General features: G+C 72.7%; 17 protein-coding genes and 1 pseudogene. 5 read left to right on the forward strand and 13 right to left on the reverse strand.

The window, feature by feature from the left end:
• The first annotated feature begins 786 nt into the window (after positions 1 to 786).
• Together ACTWP9_RS05170 and ACTWP9_RS05175 are read left to right on the forward strand one after the other, a co-directional pair.
• Entirely contained in the window at positions 787 to 1,023 is a 237-nt protein-coding gene (locus tag ACTWP9_RS05170; protein ID WP_443244753.1) for a chaplin, read from the forward strand.
• 276 nt (positions 1,024 to 1,299) lie between these two features.
• Positions 1,300 to 2,784, forward strand: coding sequence for an MFS transporter (locus ACTWP9_RS05175; protein WP_443244754.1), 1,485 nt, complete (start codon positions 1,300 to 1,302; stop codon positions 2,782 to 2,784).
• A gap of 11 nt (positions 2,785 to 2,795) precedes the next feature.
• Here the strand turns inward: ACTWP9_RS05175 and ACTWP9_RS05180 are convergent, their stop codons facing one another.
• From ACTWP9_RS05180 to ACTWP9_RS05240, 13 genes and pseudogenes are all read right to left on the reverse strand, one after another.
• Complete coding sequence (locus ACTWP9_RS05180; protein ID WP_443244755.1) at positions 2,796 to 3,875, reverse strand: Lrp/AsnC family transcriptional regulator; 1,080 nt, start codon at positions 3,873 to 3,875, stop codon at positions 2,796 to 2,798.
• Positions 3,876 to 4,022: 147 nt separating this feature from the next.
• Positions 4,023 to 5,705, reverse strand: coding sequence for an enoyl-CoA hydratase-related protein (locus ACTWP9_RS05185; RefSeq protein ID WP_443244756.1), 1,683 nt, complete (start codon positions 5,703 to 5,705; stop codon positions 4,023 to 4,025).
• 101 nt (positions 5,706 to 5,806) lie between these two features.
• Positions 5,807 to 6,895, reverse strand: a complete 1,089-nt coding sequence (gene hypE, locus ACTWP9_RS05190; RefSeq protein WP_443244846.1) for a hydrogenase expression/formation protein HypE — start codon at positions 6,893 to 6,895, stop codon at positions 5,807 to 5,809.
• A gap of 10 nt (positions 6,896 to 6,905) precedes the next feature.
• The gene (gene hypD, locus ACTWP9_RS05195) at positions 6,906 to 8,033 is read right to left on the reverse strand and encodes a hydrogenase formation protein HypD (RefSeq protein ID WP_443244757.1); all 1,128 of its coding nucleotides are present in this window, start codon (positions 8,031 to 8,033) and stop codon (positions 6,906 to 6,908) included.
• Positions 8,030 to 8,392, reverse strand: a complete 363-nt coding sequence (locus ACTWP9_RS05200) for a HypC/HybG/HupF family hydrogenase formation chaperone (protein WP_443244758.1) — start codon at positions 8,390 to 8,392, stop codon at positions 8,030 to 8,032. The genes hypD and ACTWP9_RS05200 overlap by 4 nt, the downstream gene beginning before the upstream one ends.
• Positions 8,393 to 8,415: 23 nt before the next feature.
• Entirely contained in the window at positions 8,416 to 10,836 is a 2,421-nt protein-coding gene (hypF, locus tag ACTWP9_RS05205; protein WP_443244759.1) for a carbamoyltransferase HypF, read from the reverse strand.
• The gene (gene hypB / locus ACTWP9_RS05210; RefSeq protein ID WP_443244760.1) at positions 10,823 to 11,605 is read right to left on the reverse strand and encodes a hydrogenase nickel incorporation protein HypB; all 783 of its coding nucleotides are present in this window, start codon (positions 11,603 to 11,605) and stop codon (positions 10,823 to 10,825) included. The genes hypF and hypB overlap by 14 nt, the downstream gene beginning before the upstream one ends.
• Before the next feature lie 4 nt (positions 11,606 to 11,609).
• On the reverse strand, positions 11,610 to 11,990 hold the full coding sequence (locus ACTWP9_RS05215; RefSeq protein WP_443244761.1) for a hydrogenase maturation nickel metallochaperone HypA/HybF: 381 nt from the start codon (positions 11,988 to 11,990) through the stop codon (positions 11,610 to 11,612).
• Positions 11,991 to 12,036: 46 nt separating this feature from the next.
• On the reverse strand, positions 12,037 to 12,636 hold the full coding sequence (locus ACTWP9_RS05220; protein WP_443244762.1) for a hydrogenase maturation protease: 600 nt from the start codon (positions 12,634 to 12,636) through the stop codon (positions 12,037 to 12,039).
• Between the two features lie 74 nt (positions 12,637 to 12,710).
• Complete coding sequence (locus ACTWP9_RS05225) at positions 12,711 to 13,289, reverse strand: hypothetical protein (RefSeq protein ID WP_443244763.1); 579 nt, start codon at positions 13,287 to 13,289, stop codon at positions 12,711 to 12,713.
• Between the two features lie 119 nt (positions 13,290 to 13,408).
• Positions 13,409 to 14,410, reverse strand: a complete 1,002-nt coding sequence (locus tag ACTWP9_RS05230) for a LacI family DNA-binding transcriptional regulator (protein WP_443244764.1) — start codon at positions 14,408 to 14,410, stop codon at positions 13,409 to 13,411.
• A gap of 53 nt (positions 14,411 to 14,463) precedes the next feature.
• Positions 14,464 to 14,745, reverse strand: a pseudogene (locus ACTWP9_RS05235) (response regulator transcription factor); the annotation flags it as partial.
• A 39-nt stretch (positions 14,746 to 14,784) separates the two neighbouring features.
• A complete protein-coding gene (locus tag ACTWP9_RS05240) occupies positions 14,785 to 15,165 on the reverse strand; it encodes a hypothetical protein (protein ID WP_443244765.1) in 381 nt (126 codons plus the stop codon).
• Positions 15,166 to 15,372: 207 nt separating this feature from the next.
• Between ACTWP9_RS05240 and ACTWP9_RS05245 the strand changes: the two genes are divergently transcribed.
• The 3 genes from ACTWP9_RS05245 to ACTWP9_RS05255 all read left to right on the forward strand — a co-directional run bounded on the left by ACTWP9_RS05245 (position 15,373) and on the right by ACTWP9_RS05255 (position 18,221).
• A complete protein-coding gene (locus ACTWP9_RS05245) occupies positions 15,373 to 16,245 on the forward strand; it encodes an NmrA family NAD(P)-binding protein (protein WP_443244766.1) in 873 nt (290 codons plus the stop codon).
• A 202-nt stretch (positions 16,246 to 16,447) separates the two neighbouring features.
• Positions 16,448 to 17,527, forward strand: a complete 1,080-nt coding sequence (locus ACTWP9_RS05250) for a PP2C family protein-serine/threonine phosphatase (protein WP_443244767.1) — start codon at positions 16,448 to 16,450, stop codon at positions 17,525 to 17,527.
• A gap of 178 nt (positions 17,528 to 17,705) precedes the next feature.
• Positions 17,706 to 18,221 (forward strand): lytic polysaccharide monooxygenase auxiliary activity family 9 protein, encoded by a 516-nt coding sequence (locus tag ACTWP9_RS05255; protein WP_443244768.1) that lies wholly within the window; start codon positions 17,706 to 17,708, stop codon positions 18,219 to 18,221.
• The last annotated feature ends 57 nt before the right edge of the window (positions 18,222 to 18,278 follow it).

Raw genomic sequence — 18,278 nt, forward strand, 5'->3', positions numbered from 1 at the left:
CTCCGTGAAGGTCCGGAAGAGCAGGGACGCGCTCATCCTCGTCAGTCGACCGGGCATTACAGAGCAATATATGAATGACACGGCAGAACGGACTCGAATGGCGCAGCCGGCCCGTCAGCTGAGGCTCACTCCGGCTCTACGGCGTCCTCCGTGCCGTCCTCGCCGCCCGCCCGCCGCGCGGAGGGAGTGGGGCTTCGGCGGCTGCAACGTCTCCGACTGGACGGTGGCCCGCGGCACCGGGCCTGCGTGCCGCGCTCCCGACGACGTCGAGGTCCACCACGCCATGGGCGCCGACCCCCGCACGGGAATCCCGCAGCCCGCAACGGCTTCGCGCGGAGCGTCCACTACCTGGGCCGGGACGGGTAACTCCCCGCCGAGGTACCGCAGTTGGCCGGGTGCGTGCAGGCGAGGGGCAGCTTCCCGGACGGCAGGACGAACTCGTCCCGCGTATTGCCGCCGCCAACCCACGCACCGTCGTCGTCAACTCCGGCTCCCCGGTGGAGCTGGCCTGGCGCGACGAGGTGCAGCCGCCCCCACCTTCCCCTTCGGCCACGGACTCGGCCGCACCGACCGGGAGTAGCGTCGCTGACGGCTACGGCCGAGACGGCGCGCGTACGGCTGCGCAACACCGGTGGCCGCGCAGCGGCGGGGCGGTGGCGTGCTGTTGGCGGGGAACTCCTCCGATCGGGTGGGCGGCCGCCCTGTTGGGCGTGGCGACGGAATACCGGGTTCGGGGGCGGGTGCACCCTTGTCCGCGTCTGGCACATAGAACAAGGGAGGATCACCATGCGCATCCGTACCGCGGTTGTCGCCTCTGGTCTGGCCGCCACCGCCGTTCTCGGCGGGGCCACGGCCGCGTCCGCCGACTCCGGGGCTCAGGGCGCCGCAGCGAAGTCACCGGGGGTTCTCTCCGGCAACGTCGTGCAGGTGCCGTTGCACGTGCCGATCCAGGTGTGCGGCAACACCGTCAACATCGTCGGACTCCTCAACCCGGCGTTCGGCAACAGCTGCGTCTCCGACTGACGCAACCCGCCCGCCGATCCGCGCGGGTTTCGCCGTTGTCACACCGAACGCCCCGCCCCCGGCGGGGCGTTCGTGTGCCTACACACCTCCCCGGTGGCGTAAATCGCTGCTGCGAACCTCTCCGACGGAAGAAATCTTCCCGCTCCCGGCCCTGGCTGGAGCCCCCGGGAGTCCGGCTCCACGCTGGCTCGTGGCCGACCCGATGATCTGCTGACCGACAGGCAGGCCGGGCCGGTGTCGAACAACGGTGGAGTCGAACGGTGGAGAGGAACCACGATGACCGCTGAGCACACGCCCGCGCCGATCTCTGTTTCCACGGCGTACAGATGGCGCTGGCCGGGGCTCGCAGCGCTGCTGCTCGGTGAGGCGATGAATCTGCTGGACGCGACCGTCGTACAGGTCGCAGCCCCGGCCATTCATGCGGACCTGGGCGGCTCCGTCTCCGACATCCAGTGGTTCACCACGGCCTACACCCTGCCCTTCGCGGTGCTGCTGATCACCGGTGGCCGACTCGGCGACATCGCGGGCCGGCGGCGGCTGTTCGTGACCGGCGTGGTGGCGTTCATGGCCGCGTCCCTCGCCTGCGCCCTGGCGCCCGCAGCAGGCGTCCTGATCGCCTGCCGGGTGGTGCAGGGAGCAGCCGCCGCAATGATCGTTCCGCAGACGATCGGCCTGATCAAAGCGATGTTCTCCGGCCCCGAGGTGTCCCAGGCCCTCGGCAGCATCGGGCCCGTGATGGGCCTGGCGGCCGTCTGCGGACCGGTGCTCGGCGGGGTGCTGACGCACGCCGACCTGTTCGGCTCGTCATGGCGGGCCGCGTTCCTGGTGAACGTTCCCGTGTCGCTGGTCGTCCTCGGGCTCTCGCCCAAGCTCAAGGAGGACCGCGCCCCGAAGCGGCCCGGCCTCGACGTGACCGGCACCGTGCTGGCGATGCTCGGCACCGGGCTCGTCGTCCACCCTCTGATCGGTGCGGACATCGCCGCGATGTCCCTGTGGAGTTGGGGGACCGTGGCGGCCGGGCTGTGCTTGCTGGCCGGTTTCGTACGGCAGCAGCGCCGGGCCGCAGCCGCGGGCCGCAGCCCGCTGGTGGAGCCGAGCCTGTTCGCCCACCGCGGCTTTCCTGCCGCCCTGCTGACGTCCATGTCCTTCTTCGCGGTGACCAACGGGCTGCTGCTGGTCGTCGTGCTCCAGCTCCAGTTGGGACTGGGTAGTGACGCTCTGACGGCGGGACTGACCCTCGCCCCGTGGTCGGTCGGCCTTGCCCTCGCGTCCTGGGTGGCCGGTGCGCATCTGGTGCGTCGCTACGGGCACCGCGTGATGTCCCTCGGCCTCGCCGTACTGCTGCTCGGCATGCTCGCCGCCGTCGCCGTCTACCACACCGCCGACCCGAGGGACTTTCCGACGCTGCTGCTGGGTGCGCTCGGCGTCGTCGGGCTCGGTGCGGGGCTGTTCACCCCCCCGTTCTTCACCCTCGCCCTGAAGCCGCTGCTGCCGCAGGAGGTGGGCTCGGCCGCCGGGCTGCTGAACGCGGTCCAGCAACTCGGCGCCACACTCGGGGTGGCGGCCCTCGGCAGCGTCTACCTCGGCAGCGCCGGGTCCAGGGGCGCTCCGGGTGCACTGCACGCCGTACAGGTCGCCTTCTGGTCCGCCGTTGCGCTGGTGGTGGTCAGCTACGCCACGAGCCGGGCGATGACCCGCGAGGATGCCGCAGCCGACGCCGGGACAGCCCATCGGCCGCGGGCAGCCTCGGGCAGCAGCTGAGGGGCCTGCCCTCAGGTCCGGCCGCGCGCCGGTGCGGCCCGGTGCCCGGCACGGGCCTGGGCGGAGAGGACCGGGCTCGCCGCCTTGAGGTTCCGCAGCACCGGGCTCGACTCCAGGGTGCGGATCGCGCCGAGGGAGCCGAGCCGCCGGGTGAGGTAGTGGTGCAGGTCGGCGGGGTCGCGGCAGAGCGCCTGTGCCACCAGATTGGTGGGGCCCGTGGTCGCGGCCACGAAGGCCAGCTCGTCGTGGCCGGCCAGCGTCGTCGCCACCCGCTCCAGGCGTGCCGGGCTCACCGACATCCACAGCAGAGCCCTGGTGTTCGCGCCGAACAGCCCGGCATCGACCTCGACGTCGAAGAAGAGAGCGCCGCCCGCCCGCAGATCTGCGAGCCGGCGCGCCACGGTGACCGGGGACCAGCCGGTCGCCCGCGCGAGTTCCGCATGGCCGGCCCGCCCGTCCTTCTGCAGCGCGAGCAGCAACGCGGCGTCGCCCTCGCCGACCCGGCGCGGTACGGGAACGTACGACGTCTCCACCGCCGGCGAGCGCAGCATGCGCTGCTGCTCCGTATCGAGCGCTTCGGAGCTGCGGCGCCAGTTGCTCGGGCCGCCGAGATAGGTGTGCAGCAGACAGTGCGCGGACACCGCGGTGATGGCGCTGGTCCGCGAGATGTCGTGCAGCAGCAAGGAGTTGCCGGCGGCGGCGTCGGACCGTGTATGACCCGCGTCGGTGCGGGTGTGACCGGCGTCGGTGCGGGCGTGACCGGTGTCGGTCCGGGTGTGGATGACCGCGACGATCTCGGTGCCCCCGGCGGTGAGCTTCACCCACGAGGTGTCCGCCCTGCGGGCCAGCGCGTGCGCCAGGTCCTGCGCGGAGCGCGCTGCGGCAGTGAGCCGAACCAGCCACTGGGTCTGCCCCGCCTGGTGCGGGTCCGGGAGTCCCACGACCCGGAGCCCCGCCTCGGTGCGCAGCCGCCGGTAGCGCCGGGAGACGGTCTGCGGGGAGACACCGAGGGCTGCGGCGATCCGGCTGAAGGGCGCACGGCCGTCGATGTGCAGCGCGTGGATCAGAGCACGGTCCAAGTCGTCGAGCATGCACCCATCCTCCGACGCGCACCCGGCCCTCCGGCGCGGGCCCCGTAAGGGGCGCGGGGAACTGCGCGAACAGCCACAACGCAAGCCGCAGCCTGCGGACGCCGGACAGGGGCAGCCCCTACCCAGTACAGGCGGGGGCCGGACGGCCTACCCCCGCAGGGCGGGTGCCGCGGTCGGTGGAGGCTCCTTGCGGAGGAACGCCGCGCGGAGTGCGTGGTGCGGGGCTGCCGGGTCGAAGAGGACGCGGTGCATCGCGGCCAGCTCCCGGTCGCGGTAGGCGGCCAGCGGCTCGGTGGCCTCGTCGCGGGCACGGTTGGTCTTCTTCACCGCGAGCCGCTGGTGGGTGGCCGGGTCCTCGGCGAGCGCCGCCGCCAGCTCCGCGACCCGCGGCGCAAACCCGCTCGGTGAGGTCGGCAGCACCCGGTCCACCAGCCCGATCCGGCGCGCGGTTGCGGCGCTCATCGGTTCGGCGTCCCGCATCAGCGCCTCGGTGATCTCGGGTCCGACGCGGCGCGGCAGGGTGTACGTCCAGAACTCCGAACCCGGCAGACCCATGAGCCGGTAGTGCGGATTGAGGACCGCGCCCGCCCTGCACCACACTTCGTCGGCTGCGGCGGCCAGCATCGCTCCGCCGGCTGCCGCATTGCCGCCCAGCGCGGCCACCACCAGCCGGTCGGTGGTGGTCAGCACCGCCTCGACGACGTCGTCGATGGCCTGGATGTTGGCCCAGCCCTCGGCGGCGGAGTCCCGGGCCGCTTCGATGACGCCCAGGTGGATGCCGTTGGAGAAGAAGTCCCGCGCGCCGCCCAGCACCACCACGCGGGTCGGCCGGGTGCACGCGTACCGGTAGGCGGCCAGCAGCCGGCGGCACTGCACCGTACTCATCGCCCCGCCGGGAAAGGAGAAGCGGACGAACCCGACGCCGTTCCGCTCCCGGTAGCGGATCTCGGTGTGCGTCAGCCGCTCGGGCGCGAGTTCGAGCGGCGCCGGCCGCTCCGGTACGTCCGGGAGCCGGCTGCCCAGCGCCAGCGTCGCGGGGAGCTTGAACGTCCTGCGGCCGTCGGCCGAGCGGCGTGGCCGCAGCTGCGGGATCCACACCGCACCGTCGACCGTGGCCCGGCAGATCGCGCCCGCGCGGGTGGCGAGGATCTCGCCCGGGGTGCCGTGCAGCTGGTCCTCGGCGTGCCCGCCGTGCAGGTACCACTCCTCGCCCAGCAGCTCGTCCAGCACGCCGGGCTGCGAGTCCGCGGCGCGCAGGGTCCGCAGTACGTCGAGCGTCCGGAAGGTCTGCCAGTCGATCCGGCGCTCGGTTTGGCGCAGCTGTGGCGCGGCCGACGCCTCGATGTCGTCCTGCGCCCGCGGCCGGTACCCGCCGGCGGCGAACCGGGCCACCGCGTTCCGGAGCGCTTCGAGCGCCGCGTCGGCCACCTCGCCCCGGTACAGATCGCTCTTGCTGATCCCCTCCTGCAGGGTGCACTCCGCCGAGGCCCAGATGGCCCCGGCGTCCAGCTCCGCCTCGGCCTGGAGCACCGTAACCCCCCAGCGGATGCGGCCCTCGTGCACGGCCCGGTCGAGGGAGGAGGGGCCGCGGTCACCCGGTGGGCCCGGGTGCACGATCAGACAGGTCAGCCGCGACCACACGTCCCGCGGCACGGTGGTCCGCAGCATCGGCGCGACCACCAGGTCCGGGGCGTGCCGGTCCACCGCGCGGCGCACCTCGTCGCCGTCGCGGACCACCTCGGTGGCGACGGTGTGGCGGGCGTCCCGCAGTTCGGCCTGGACACGTTGGGTCAGACTGTTGAAGGCGCTCGCGATGAGCAGGATCCGCACCACGACCTCCTGGTGATGGTTCGTTCGTGTGCTTCGGGGCTCGACCCGGCACATACGACTCGGCACATACGGCTCAGCAGTTACGGCTCGGCAGCTGCCGCTCAGCAGATTCGGGGGAGCTGTTCGCCCAGCGGCAGGTCCACAACCCGGGTGCCGCCCAGCCCGGTGCGGGCCACGACCATCCCGGGGTGGTCCGGGACGCATTCGCCGATCACCGCCGCCTCCGCACCGAGCGGATGGCGGCGCATCGCGGCGAGCACGGCGTCCGCCTCCGCGCGCGGTACGAACGCCAGCAGCTTGCCCTCGTTCGCCACGTACATCGGGTCCAGTCCCAGCATCGAGCAAGCGGCGGCGACCTGTTCGGGCACCGGGACCGCCCGCTCCTGGAGGACGACGCCGACCGAGGCGGCCGCCGCGATCTCGTTGAGGGCCGCGGCGACACCGCCGCGGGTGGGGTCGCGGAGCACATGCAGCTCGCGGGTGACGGCCAGCATGTCCGCCACCAGACCGCCCAGGGCCGCGCAGTCGCTCTCGATGCCGACCTCGAACTCCAGCCCCTCGCGCCGGCTCAGCACCGCGACCCCGTGCAGGCCGATCGCTCCGCTGACGATGACCACATCGCCGGGCGCGGCGCGCTGCGGGCGGATGTCGACGCCGTGCGGGATCACCCCGATCCCGGCGGTGTTCAGATAGACACCGTCGCCACGCCCCGCCTCCACGACCTTGGTGTCCCCGGTGGCGACCTCGACCCCGGCCGTACGGGCCGCCGCGCCCAGCGCCTCGGCGATCCGCGCCACCGACCCGACCTCCACTCCCTCCTCCAGGATGAAGCCGCAGGAGAGATAGGCGGGCCGCGCTCCGCTCATCGCCAGGTCGTTGACGGTTCCGTTGACGGCCAGGTCGCCGATGCTGCCGCCGGGGAAGAACAGCGGCCGCACCACGAAGGAGTCGGTGGAGAACGCCAGCCGGGCCCCGTCGATCTCCAGCGCCGCGGAGTCGGCGAGGGTCGAGAGCGCGCGTCCCCCGAACGCGGGCACGAAGACGTGCTCCACCAACTCCGCCGAGAGCGCGCCGCCCCCGCCGTGGCCCAGCACGATCCGCTGCCCGCCGCGCAGTGGTGCCGGGCAGGTCCAGCCGGAGAAGTCGGGTGCGGGGCGCGCGGCGCCGTCGGCGTCCGCCGCCGGCTCGATGGCCTCGGTGCTAGTCAAGGGTGCTCGCCTCCAGTGGCGCGGTCGTCGGTCCGCCGAGCCGGCGGTAGAGGTAGTAGGCGGCGCACGCACCCTCGCTGGAGACCATCGTGGCGCCGAGCGGAGTGCGCGGGGTGCAGACGGTGCCGAACGCCTCGCACTCGTACGGCTTCAGCAGTCCTTGCAGCACCTCGCCGCTGCGGCAGGCCGCGGGCTCCCGGGTGGTGATGCCGCCGACGCTGAAGCGGTACTCCGCGTCGTACTCCCGGTAGCGCGGCGCCAGCCGCCAGCCGCTGTCCGGGATGACGCCGATGCCGCGCCAGCCGCGGTCGGTGGTGGTGAACACCTCGTCCAGCATCGCCCTGGCCGCCGGGTTGCCCTGTGCCACGACCGCGCGCGGATAGGCGTTCTCGACCGTGTGCCGGCCCGCCTCCAGCTGCCGTACAGCCCGGCGTACGCCCTCCAGGATGTCCAGCGGCTCGAACCCGGTGACGACGATGGGCACCTCGAAGCGCTCCGCCAGCGCCGGATACTCCTCGGTGCCCATCACGCTGCACACATGTCCGGCCGCCAGAAAGGCCCGCACCCGGCAGTCCGGCGCGCTCATGATCGCCTCGATGGCCGGCGGTACCCGCACATGGGAGACCAGCAGACTGAAGTTGCGCAGCCCCAGCTTCGCCGCCTGGTGCACAGCCATGGCGTTCGGCGGGGCCGTGGTCTCGAAGCCGATGCCGAAGAAGACGACCTCGCGGTCCGGGTTCTCCCGCGCGAGGGTCAGCGCGTCCAGCGGTGAGTAGACGACGCGCACGTCACCGCCCTCCGAACGGACCTGGAACAGATCCCTGCCGGTCCCCGGCACCCGCAGCATGTCGCCGAACGAGCAGAAGATCACCTCCGGCCGGGATGCGATCTCCAGCGCCTTGTCGATCAGTTCGAGCGGGGTGACACACACCGGGCACCCGGGGCCGTGGATCAGCTCGACCTCGTCGGGCAGCAGCTGGTCGATGCCGTGCCGGATGATGGAGTGCGTCTGTCCGCCGCACACCTCCATCAGCGCCCAGGGCCTGGTGACGGTGGCGTGGATGTCCTCCAGCAGCCGTTCGGCCAGCTCCGGGTCCTGGAACTCGTCGATGTACTTCACAGCCGTACCTCCCGCCGTGCGTCGTCGCCGGGCTGCTGTGCGCCGCCGGGCCGCGGTACGTCCTCGGCCCGCTGTGCGTCCTCGGCCCGCTGTGCGTCCTCCGCCGCCTGCCAGGGATCGCCGAACTCCTCCTCCAGCAGTCCGAGATTCTCGAACAGTTCGAGGGTCTGCCGGGCCGACTCCTCGTCCAGCCGTTGCAGCGCGAAGCCGACGTGGACGATCGTGTATTCGCCGACCCGCAGGTCTGGCACGTACTCCAGACACACCTCCTTGATCACGCCGCCGAAGTCGACGGACGCCATCCGCGTGCCGTCACGCTCCTCGATCTGCAGGACCTTGCCGGGTACCGCCAGACACATGGCTTCTCCTCATCGACGGTGGATCAGTGCGCCGCTGAACCGGCCGGCGGCGGGGAACCTGCCCTGCGTGCGGTCTCGTCCGCCGTCTCGCGTGCCGCGACCATGAGCTGACCCAAGGCCAGCCCGCCGTCCCCCGGTGGGACCAGCCGGTGCCGCAGCACCGTGAAGCCGTCGGCGCGCAGCCCGCTCACACAGGCTTCGGACAGCAGGCGGTTGGCGAACACACCGCCGCTCAGCGCCACCGTGTCGACCCCGTACTGCTCGCGCGCCGCCGCACAGGTACGGCGGACCAGCGCCGCGACGGCCGCGTGGAAGCGCGCCGCGATCACCTCCCGCGCAACCCCCGCGCGCAGTTCGTCGACCACGGCGGCAAGCAGCGGACCGGGATCGGCCAGCAACGCACCGTCCGCACCCCCAGGGCGCAGCGGAAAGGCGTAGGCCCCGACTTCACCGCACGCCGCAGCCGCCGCCTCCAGTTCGATCGCCGCCTGCGCCTCGTAACCGGCCCGATGGCAGACCCCCACCAGCGAGGACACCGCGTCGAAGAGCCGACCCATGCTGGAGGCGGGCACACAGCCGATGCCGCGCTCCAACTGGCGCTCCAGCACCCGCCGTTCCGCATCCGGGCAGGCCGCCACGCACGGCAGGTCCGCATCCCACGGGAGCTCCGCGGCCCACAGCCGGGCCAGCGCAGTGCGGTAGGGGCGGCGGACGGCGGCGTCACCGCCGGACAGCGGCGCATACCGCAGATGCGCGAACCGGCTGAAGCCGTCGTAGTCCGCGAGCAGGAACTCACCGCCCCACACAGCGCCGTCGTCCCCGTACCCGGTCCCGTCGAAGGCGACGCCGAGCACGGGCCGGGAGCCGTCCAGCCCGTGCTCGGCCAGGACGGAGGCGATATGGGCGTGATGATGCTGGACGCGGTGCAGCGGCCGGCCGCCCGCGTTCCGTTCCGCCCACCGCGCCGACCGGTACCCGGGGTGGCGGTCCGCGACCAGCAGCTTCGGGGTGACCCCGGTGATGCCCTCCAACTGCTGCTCGGCGCGCTCGAAAGCCCGCAGGGTCGCGAGGTCGTCCATATCGCCGATGTGGGCCGACAGCCAGGCGAGCCGCCCCTTGCCGAGGCAGAAGGTGTTCTTCAGATCCCCGCCGACCGCCAGCGAGGGCCGTACCGGCACCGGCAGGGTGAGCGGCAGCGGCGCGTACCCCCGCGAGCGGCGTACCGGGAGCTCCTGGCCCGCGCACACACGCACCACGGAGTCGTCGCACGGCACCTGGATGGGCCGGTCGTGGGTGAGGAAGGCGTCCGCGAGATGCGCCAGCCGCTCCAGTGCCTCCTCCTCGCCGGTGACGATGGGTTCGCCGCCGAGGTTGCCGCTGGTCAGCACCAGCAGCCGCGGCCCCGGTGGGTCGCCGGGAAGCCCGCCCAGGAGCAGATGGTGCAGCGGGGTGTAGGGGAGCATGACGCCGAGATCAGGGCTCCCGGGTGCCACAGCGGCGGCGAGCGCGGGTCCGCCGACGGCAGCCTGCGCACGCCGGCGCAGCAGCACGATCGGGCGGCGGCTGCCGGTCAGCAGCGCACGCTCGGCCGGTCCGACCACGGCGAGGTGTTCGATGTCGGCCACCGCGCGGGCCAGCACCGCGAACGGCTTGTCCCCGCGTGCCTTGCGGCGGCGCAGCAGCCGTACGGCTTCCTCGTTGCCCGCGTCGCACGCCAAGTGGTAGCCGCCCAGCCCCTTCACGGCCACGACGGCGCCGCCCGCCAGCAGCCGCCGGGCCTCCGTGACCGGGTCGCCGGGGAGTTCGGTCCAGCCCGGATCCGGCGCCGCGGGCACCAGCAGCCGGGCCCGAGGCCCGCAGTCGTGACAGGAGACCGGCTGGGCGTGGAAGCGCCGGTCGGCCGGGTCGTCGTACTCGCGGGCACACCGCTCGCACATCGCGAACCGCGCCATCGTGGTGTTGGCCCGGTCGTAGGGCAGGCCGGTGACGATGGTGAAGCGCGGCCCGCAGTCGGTGCAGGTGAGGAAGGGGTGCCGGTAGCGGCGGTCCCGGGGGTCGGTCATCTCCCGCAGACACGCCTCGCAGGTGGCGGTGTCCGGCGCAACCAGCGTGCGGCGCGCCCCGCCCGAGCGGGAGGCGACGATACGGAACCCCGAGGTGCCCTGCGGAGGCAGCGGCTGGTGCGTCACCGACTCGACGACGGCCAGCGGCGGCGCCTCGGCCCCGATCCGCTCCCGGAAGGCGGCGACCGCCTCCCAGGTACCCTCCACCTCGGCCACCACGCCCTCTCCGGTGTTGGTGACATGGCCGGAGAGCCCCAGCCGCCCGGCGAGTGCGTACACATACGGGCGGAATCCCACGCCCTGCACCACGCCCCGGACCTCGATGCGGCTGCGCCCCGCGGTGGATGTGCCGGTGGCCTCGGAGACCTCAGCCTTGGACATGCGCGTGCTCTTCGGCGTGCGGGTGCGAGTGCGGGTGCGGGTGCGGGTGCGAGTGCGGGTGCGAGTGCGAGTGCGGCGTGGGCTGACGGGCCATCACCGGCCGGTGCGCGGCGGCACCCTCCCGCACCGCGAGCGCCCGCTCCAGCAGCACGCCCAGGTTCAGCCCGCTCCGTACCGAGGTGGCGAGGACCTCCACGCCGGGGTTGACCTGCCGTACGTTGGCGAGGAACGCTTCCCGGTCGAAACCGGCCGGCTGCGCCAGATCCTGCTTGGTGATCACGACCAGCTGCGCCAGCCCGAAAGCCGTGGGGTACTTCAGCGGCTTGTCCTCGCCCTCGGTGACCGAGGCCAGTACCACACGCAGCGATTCGCCCAGGTCGTAGGAGGCGGGGCACACCAGGTTGCCTACGTTCTCGACGAACAACAGCCGTGTTCCCTCGGGCAGCCATCCGCTCAGATGCCCGGCGAGCATCTCCGCCTCCAGGTGGCACAGCCCGTCGGTGAGCACCTGCTTGACGGGCACCCCGGAGCGCGCCAGCCGCCGTGCGTCGTTCTCGGTGGCCAGGTCCGCGGTCAGCGCGGCCGCCGGCACACCCCGCTCCCGCGCCAGCCGCAACTCCGCCTCCAGCAGCGCCGTCTTGCCGCTGCCCGGGCTGGAGAGCAGATTGACGACGGCTGTCCCACGCGCGGTCAGCTCGGCGCGCAGCCGCTCGGCGCGGCCGTCGTTCCGCGCCAGCACGGCCTGTTGCAGATCGGCGAGGCGGCACATGGCTTCACAGCTCCTCAAGGGCTAGGGCACGCCGTGAATCCTCGGCCCACCGCACGGTGGCGATCCGCAGCTCACGGCCGGACAGCAGCTCGGTACGGGAGTCGCCGCACTGCCCACAGCACAGCCGCGGCGGCATGCCCGTGGCCCACTCGTCCGTGCAGGACGTACACCGTGCGCGCCCCGGCACGTGCTCGGTCACCAACTCGGCGCCGGCCAGCACGGTGCCTTCGCAGGCGAGGCCGAACGAGAAACGCAGTGCTTCGGGGACGACGCCGGCGAGCTCGCCCACGCACAGGGTGACCGCCTCGACGCCCACGGCGTCGTGTGCCCGTGCCGCCTCCTCGACCTGGCAGACCACTGCCATCGCGATGGACATCTCGTGCATCGGTCACTTCCCCTGCGCGGTGCGGACCAGGCTGCGGCCCGCACCATTACAGGGGCGCCGACGGCCGCCCCTTCGTCGCCACGCCGCTGTCCGGCGCGGCCGTCCGCCGTTCGGCCGCCCCGCCTTGCGGGGCGGCCGGTCCGTCTTCCAGCAGCCGCAGCACCAGCTCCACCGCCTCGTCCGCCGCGGCGGCCACCGGCGGGCTGAGCCCGATGCCCTCCGCCAGCTCGGCGGGTTCGCAGCCGACGACGAACACCCGCCGGGGCACGCAGCCGCCGGTGCCCTCGCGCAGCGTCTCCAGCAGAGCGAGCACGGCATCCGGCGACATACGGTGCCCGTCCACCACCGGCACCCCGGCCGGCGCAGCACGGTCCTGCCCGGTCACCTCGATCAGCCGCACCGTGCCGGGCGCGCCGCCGCGGTGCACGGCATCCACCAGGATCAACGTGTCGCAGCCGTCCAGCACTTGGTAGGCCAGGTGGACGCCCCGCACGCCGATGTCGAGGAGCTCGACGGATGCGGGCAGCGGATGGCGCGCCAGCCGCTGTACGACCTCGACGCCGAAACCGTCGTCGCCCAGGAAGATATTGCCGATCCCCGCGACGAGGATGCGGCCGGCCGGTTCGGGGGAGTGAGGGGCAGTCATACGGGCTCCGGGACGGGCGGTTCGGCACGGCGTCCGGCGCCGTACCGAACCGCGGAAGGGGACGGACACAGACCTCAGGCGCGCTGCGGCACCCGGGCCTCGTCCGCTGCGGCGCCCTGCCCGCCGGTGCCGCCGGTGGGCAGGGCGCGCCAGCGGTCGGCGTCGTACCGCTCGACCAGCCCGTGCTCGGCCAGGCCCTGGAGGTGCTTGAGCACGGTGCGCTCCTGATAACCCACGCTGGCCGACAGCTCCTCGACTGTCCTGCCCGACGCGCCCGCCGCCCGTACGCGGTCCCACGTACGGCCCGCACTCTGCCCGAGCCCCCCGTCACGCGCGGGCGTACGGAAGAGTTCGCTCACCGCCTCGGTGGTGGGCGCGGACTCCGCTGCGGATCCGGGCGCGGATGCCGCTGCGGATTCGGGCGCGGATGCCGATGTGGGGACGGGTGCAGTTTCCGGTGCAGGGGCGGGCGCGGACTCCGGTGCCGGTGCCGGGCGGGGCGTGGGTGCTTCGGGGCGGGCGGCCGGGGCCCGGGTTGCCGCCGCCCGGCTGGTCGCTGTCGCCCGGGTGGCCCTCGCCGGGGTGGTGGAGCCGACCGGGCGCGGGGTGCGGTTGACCTTGCGGTGCTTGCGTCCTTTCTGCCGCTTGCTCATCGCGCGCCCGCCTCTCCGTGGTGCAGCGGTGTCGCCAGGGACGCAAGGGGGTGTCGTTGTGCAGTGATCATGTGGGGGTTAACGAACGACCCCGCCCCGAGTCGATCCGCCGATCGGGGCTAGCCGGGGCCCGCGGTGCTGTTTCGGGGTTCCAGGGCGGTACGCAGCACCACCGTCTGGAGGGGTTTGGCGGAACCGGCGATGCGTTCCTGGAGGAGTGTCGCGGCGGCCTCGCCCAGGTCGTAGGCGGGCAGATGGACGGTGCTCAGCGACGGGCGGACCAGGGAGGCCCAGGGCACGTCGCCGAAGGAGAGGACACCGAAGGCCGGCGGTTCGATGCCCGCCTCGTGCAGCGCCCGCAGCGCGCCGACGGTCATCAGATTGTTGGCCACGAACACCGCGTCCGGCGGTGTGCGAAGGCCGAGCAGCTCCTTCATGGCCGTACAGCCGCCCTCTTCGCGGAAGTCGGCGTGCCGCGTGTGGGCGCGGATCCAGTCGTCGGGCACGTCCGCTTCGCGCAGTGCCGCGCGGTAGCCCGCCAGCCGGTCCTCCGAGGTCGAGGCACCCGCCGGGCCCGTCACACAGGCGATCCTGCGGTAGCCCCGCTCCAGCAGATGGGCCGTGGCCTCCTCGGCGCCGTGCTGGTTGTCGACCATCACCGCGTCCACCTGCGCCGCCCGCGGCCGACGGTCGACGGCGACCACGGGCATACCGCGCGCCGCCGCCGCCGAGAGATCGGTGTGTTTACGGGACGCGGCGGCCACGACGACACCGGCCATCTGTTCGGCGAGGGCGACCTCCAGATAGCGGCGCTCCTTGTCCACGTCCTCGTCCGTGTTGCAGAGGACGACGGAGAGATTGGTGCGCTGCGCCGCGTCCTCCACCCCGCGGGCAAGAGCGGTGAAGAACGGGTTGGCGATGTCGGGGATCAGCAGGCCGATGACGCTGGCCCGCTGGACCCGCAGGGAGCGGGCGACCCGGTTGGGCGAGAAGCCGAGCGCGTCGGCCGCCTCGCGCACCCGCCGCGCGCGGTCCGCGGTGACCCGGCCCCCGTTGAAGACGCGGGAGACCGTCGCGGGGGAGACCCCGGCAGCGCGCGCCACATCACTGATGGTTGCCACCGGTCTCCCTCACTTTCGACGCCGAGTGCACTTTACTGCGCCTGAAATGGATTTCAACCGGTCGCCGGACAACCTTCCGCCGCTCGGCGGCAATTGCGGCAAGAAGCAGGTGCATGGACGTAGCGGCGGCGGGAAATCGATTTCTCTCCCCGTTCCCCAGCCGCCCTCACCACCACCCCGGGGACGCCGAGCTTACGGGTGGCGCTGCGCAGATACGCCTTGACCGTCTCCGGCTCCAGGTCCAGATACGAGGCGGCCTCGGCGTTGGTGCAGCCGAGCGCGACGTACGAGAGGACATCGAGCTCACGCGGCGTCAGACGCGGGCGGTCCGCGCTGCCCTGGCCGGCGTCCTGCGGGGTACACAAGGGCTCCGACTACGCGGCGATGATCGAGCAGGTGCGCGGCGAGTGCCCGGCCCTGTGTACTGGATGTTGACCGGGTCGTCGGCGGAGAGGGTGGCGGCGATGCCGTCCAGTACGTCGCGGGCCCGCGTGCCCTCCCGTGGCGATCCGTTCGGTGGCGTGGCCGGGGCCGTTCCCGGTGCGGGGTGCGAGCGCTTCGACGTCGGCGGCGAACTGCCGGTAACTCCACCGCCGTTCGTTGCTCACGTCCACCAGCGCGTCGCGGTCCGGGTGCAGGGCGACGGTGCGGTCCAGGTTCTCCCCGTTGGTGTTGCCCAGCAGCGGGGTCGTCGACGGTCCTGAGGCGTGACTGCGCTCGGCGTGGTGCGCACGGTGCGGTGCGGGTGCGGGCACGGTGGGCCTCCACGAGGTCTGTCGGGTGTCGTGCGTCACACATATCTGCCGTACGAACCGGTCCGCTGCCCCCGGCCGGGGGTAGCGGACCGCCGCGCCGGGCCGGAAACCCGGTCGTGGTCCGCCGCCGGATCGTCTTGGCTGACGATCGGCACAGACCACCAACGGCACAGACCACGAACGATCCGGAACAGGATGATGAGGATCATGAAGATCGCGGTGACCACACCTACCGGGCACGTCGGCTCACGCGTCGTCCAGCTGCTGCTCCAGGCCGGGGTCCGCCCCACCCTGCTGGTACGCGACCCGGCCCGGCTGGCGGCGGACGTGCGCGAGCGCGCGGATGTCGTCCGCTGCGACCAGGGCGACGGGGACGCGGTCGTACGGGCCACGGAGGGCGCCGAGGCGCTGTTCTGGGTGGACCCGCCGACCGGCGACGAGGACCCGGTGGCCGGGTACGCCAGGATGGGAGCGAACGCGGCGCGGGCAGTGCGCGAGAACGGCATCGGCCGCACCGTCTTCCTCAGCAGCGGCGGCGCCGAGGTGCGGTCGGGTGCGGGGGAGATCGACGGGCTGGGCCGTACCGAGGAGCTGCTGGACGCGACCGGGGCGACGGTGCTCCACCTGCGCTGCGGCTTCTTCTACACCAATCTGCTGGGCGAGGTGGCCGCGCTGCGCGAGGACGGCGTGCTGCGTACGACGCTGCCGCTGGACCACCCGATGCCCTGGGTCGACCCGCGCGACATCGGCGACGTCGCCGTCGCGCGGCTGCTGTCGGGCGCCTGGAGCGGACGGCAGGTCCAAGCGGTGCACGGCCCCGAGGATCTGACCTATGTGCAGGCAGCCGCTGTGCTCGGCGCCGTGCTCGGGCGCCCGGTGCGTGCCGAGCGGATCTCCGACGACGAGCTGCGCGCGGCACTGCGGGCAGCGGGTCTGGGGGACAAGCAGGTGGAGGGCATCGTGGGGATGTCGGCGTGGATGCGGGACGGCTTCGAACCGGAGGACGTCAGGACGCCGCTGACCACCACGCCCACCACGCTGGGCTCCTGGGCCTGGGAGCAGCTGCGCCCCTTGCTGTGAGCCCCGGAGCGGCTCGCGGACCGAACGGGTGAATCTCGGCGCCCGCACCCCGGCAGGCCCAGGGGTCGCGGGCGCCACCGCCGGCCTGTGCTGTCCTCCCGTTTCTCCATGACCGTGCGGAAATGTACTCAAATGGGAGAATCGCCACGACAGGGCGCCGGCTCTGCGTACGCGTCGGACGGACAGGGACAGGGAGGGCAGGGTGGGCGGCCCCGCGGATGGACTGGGCAGAGTGCCGTATGTGGCGCCGCCGCTGCTGCTGCTCGGCGGTGTGGCGGCGAACGTGTTCGGCCCTAAGCCGTACTACGGGCTGCCGCTGCTGGCCTGTACCTCGATGGTGGCGGGCATGAGCTACTCCTTCCGGTCCAGCGTGCTGTTCGCGCTCGCGGCAAGCCTGGCAACGGCGGGCGCGGCCGGATACGCGGGCCGCGACCCGTCGGCGCTGCTCACCGATGTGGCCGCGGTGCTGGTCGTCAGTCTCGTGGGACTGTGGATCAAGTGGCTCGTCGACCGGCAGGGCCGCAATCTGGCCGTCGCGTTGAACGTCGCCGAGGCGGCGCAGCGTGCGGTGCTGCCCGCGCCGCCCACCGACGTGGGGCCGCTCACCGTGGCCGACCGCTATGTGGCCGCCCAGATCGGTGCCGCGATCGGCGGTGATCTGTACGCGCTCCAGGAGACCCCGTTCGGCATCCGGGCGATGATCGGCGATGTGCGCGGCAAGGGGCTGCCCGCCGTCTCCGCCGTCTCGGTCGCGGTGGGTGCCTTCCGCGAGGCCGCCGAGCACGCCCCGACCCTGCACGACCTGGCCGACCGGCTCGACCGGGCCCTGGACCGGGAGGGCGAGCGGCGCCGGGACACGGATGACGACATCGAGGGGTTCGTCACCGCGCTGCTCGTCCAGATCCCGCCCAGCGGCGACACGATCACCGTGCTCAACCGGGGCCATCCGCCGCCCTATCTGCTGCATGACGACTGCGTCACCTGTCTGGAGCCGACCCACCCCGAACTGCCGCTCTCCACCGGGCTCGACTCCCCGAACGGCGCGCCCGTCGAGGAGACCTTCCCGTTCGCGCCCGACGACTCGCTGGTGCTGGTCACCGACGGGGTCACCGAGGCCCGCAACGCCGAGGGCGACTTCTTCGACGTACAGCGAGGGCTCGGCGGCACCGGACTGCGCCGTGCGGACGAACTGGCCGACGTGCTGGTGAAGGCGGTCACCGAGTGGACCGGAGGCCAACGGCAGGACGATATGGCCGTGTTGGTGCTCACCCGCGGTATGTGAGAGGGCTTCCCGGCTGTCCGTCATCGGTGGTGTCCGATGTCTTGACCGTGGACAGACAGTGGTTAAAGTCTAGACCAATCGGATGCCCCCACCGGGACCGGCCGCGCGAGCCTCGGCATGCGTATGCCCCGGCGCGTGTGCGCCTCGGCGGGCCGGTCCTGCCGCCGAAGGAGTTGACATGCATAAGAAAAGGAAGTTGGCCGCCCTCATCGGTGCCGGACTCTCCCCCCTGCTCGTCCTCGGCCTCTCCGTGACCCCCGCCAGCGCCCATGGCTACGTCAGCGACCCGGCCAGCCGGCAGGCCCAGTGCGCCGCCGGAGTCGTCGAGTGCGGCTCCATCAAGTACGAGCCGCAGAGCGTCGAGGGTCCCAAGGGGCTCCAGGACTGCGCGGGCGGCCACGACGAGTGGGCCGAGCTGCGCGACGACAACCACGGCTGGAACGTGGCCGATGTCGGCAAGTCCGCAACCTTCAACTGGACGCTGACCGCGGCACACCGCACGACCACCTGGCAGTACTTCATCGACGGCCAGAAGATCGCGGAGTTCGACCAGGGCGGCGAGCAGCCGCCGTCGCAGCTGTCGCACAACGTCGACTTCGGCAACCACTCGGGCCGGCAGACCGTGCTGGCGGTGTGGAACGTCGCCGACACAGCGAACGCGTTCTATGCGTGTGTCGACGTCAACATCGGCTGACGCCTGAGTTCTGAGTGCCCCTCGCCCCTCCCTGGTGGCGAGGGGCACCTCTGTGGA

It is taken from the genome of Streptomyces sp. 3N207, assembly GCF_052246355.1.
GTDB lineage: Bacteria > Actinomycetota > Actinomycetes > Streptomycetales > Streptomycetaceae > Streptomyces.

Bases quoted from the DNA above. Each gene is read 5' to 3' on its own strand.
- ACTWP9_RS05170 (WP_443244753.1), top strand. From the start codon at position 787: ATGCGCATCCGTACCGCGGTTGTCGCCTCTGGTCTGGCCGCCACCGCC.
- hypB (WP_443244760.1), bottom strand. From the start codon at position 11,605: ATGTGCCGCCTCGCCGATCTGCAACAGGCCGTGCTGGCGCGGAACGAC.
- hypF (WP_443244759.1), bottom strand. From the start codon at position 10,836: ATGTCCAAGGCTGAGGTCTCCGAGGCCACCGGCACATCCACCGCGGGG.
- ACTWP9_RS05225 (WP_443244763.1), bottom strand. From the start codon at position 13,289: ATGAGCAAGCGGCAGAAAGGACGCAAGCACCGCAAGGTCAACCGCACC.
- ACTWP9_RS05175 (WP_443244754.1), top strand. From the start codon at position 1,300: ATGACCGCTGAGCACACGCCCGCGCCGATCTCTGTTTCCACGGCGTAC.
- ACTWP9_RS05245 (WP_443244766.1), top strand. From the start codon at position 15,373: ATGAAGATCGCGGTGACCACACCTACCGGGCACGTCGGCTCACGCGTC.
- ACTWP9_RS05220 (WP_443244762.1), bottom strand. From the start codon at position 12,636: ATGACTGCCCCTCACTCCCCCGAACCGGCCGGCCGCATCCTCGTCGCG.
- ACTWP9_RS05200 (WP_443244758.1), bottom strand. From the start codon at position 8,392: ATGTGTCTGGCGGTACCCGGCAAGGTCCTGCAGATCGAGGAGCGTGAC.
- ACTWP9_RS05255 (WP_443244768.1), top strand. From the start codon at position 17,706: ATGCATAAGAAAAGGAAGTTGGCCGCCCTCATCGGTGCCGGACTCTCC.
- ACTWP9_RS05215 (WP_443244761.1), bottom strand. From the start codon at position 11,990: ATGCACGAGATGTCCATCGCGATGGCAGTGGTCTGCCAGGTCGAGGAG.
- ACTWP9_RS05180 (WP_443244755.1), bottom strand. From the start codon at position 3,875: ATGCTCGACGACTTGGACCGTGCTCTGATCCACGCGCTGCACATCGAC.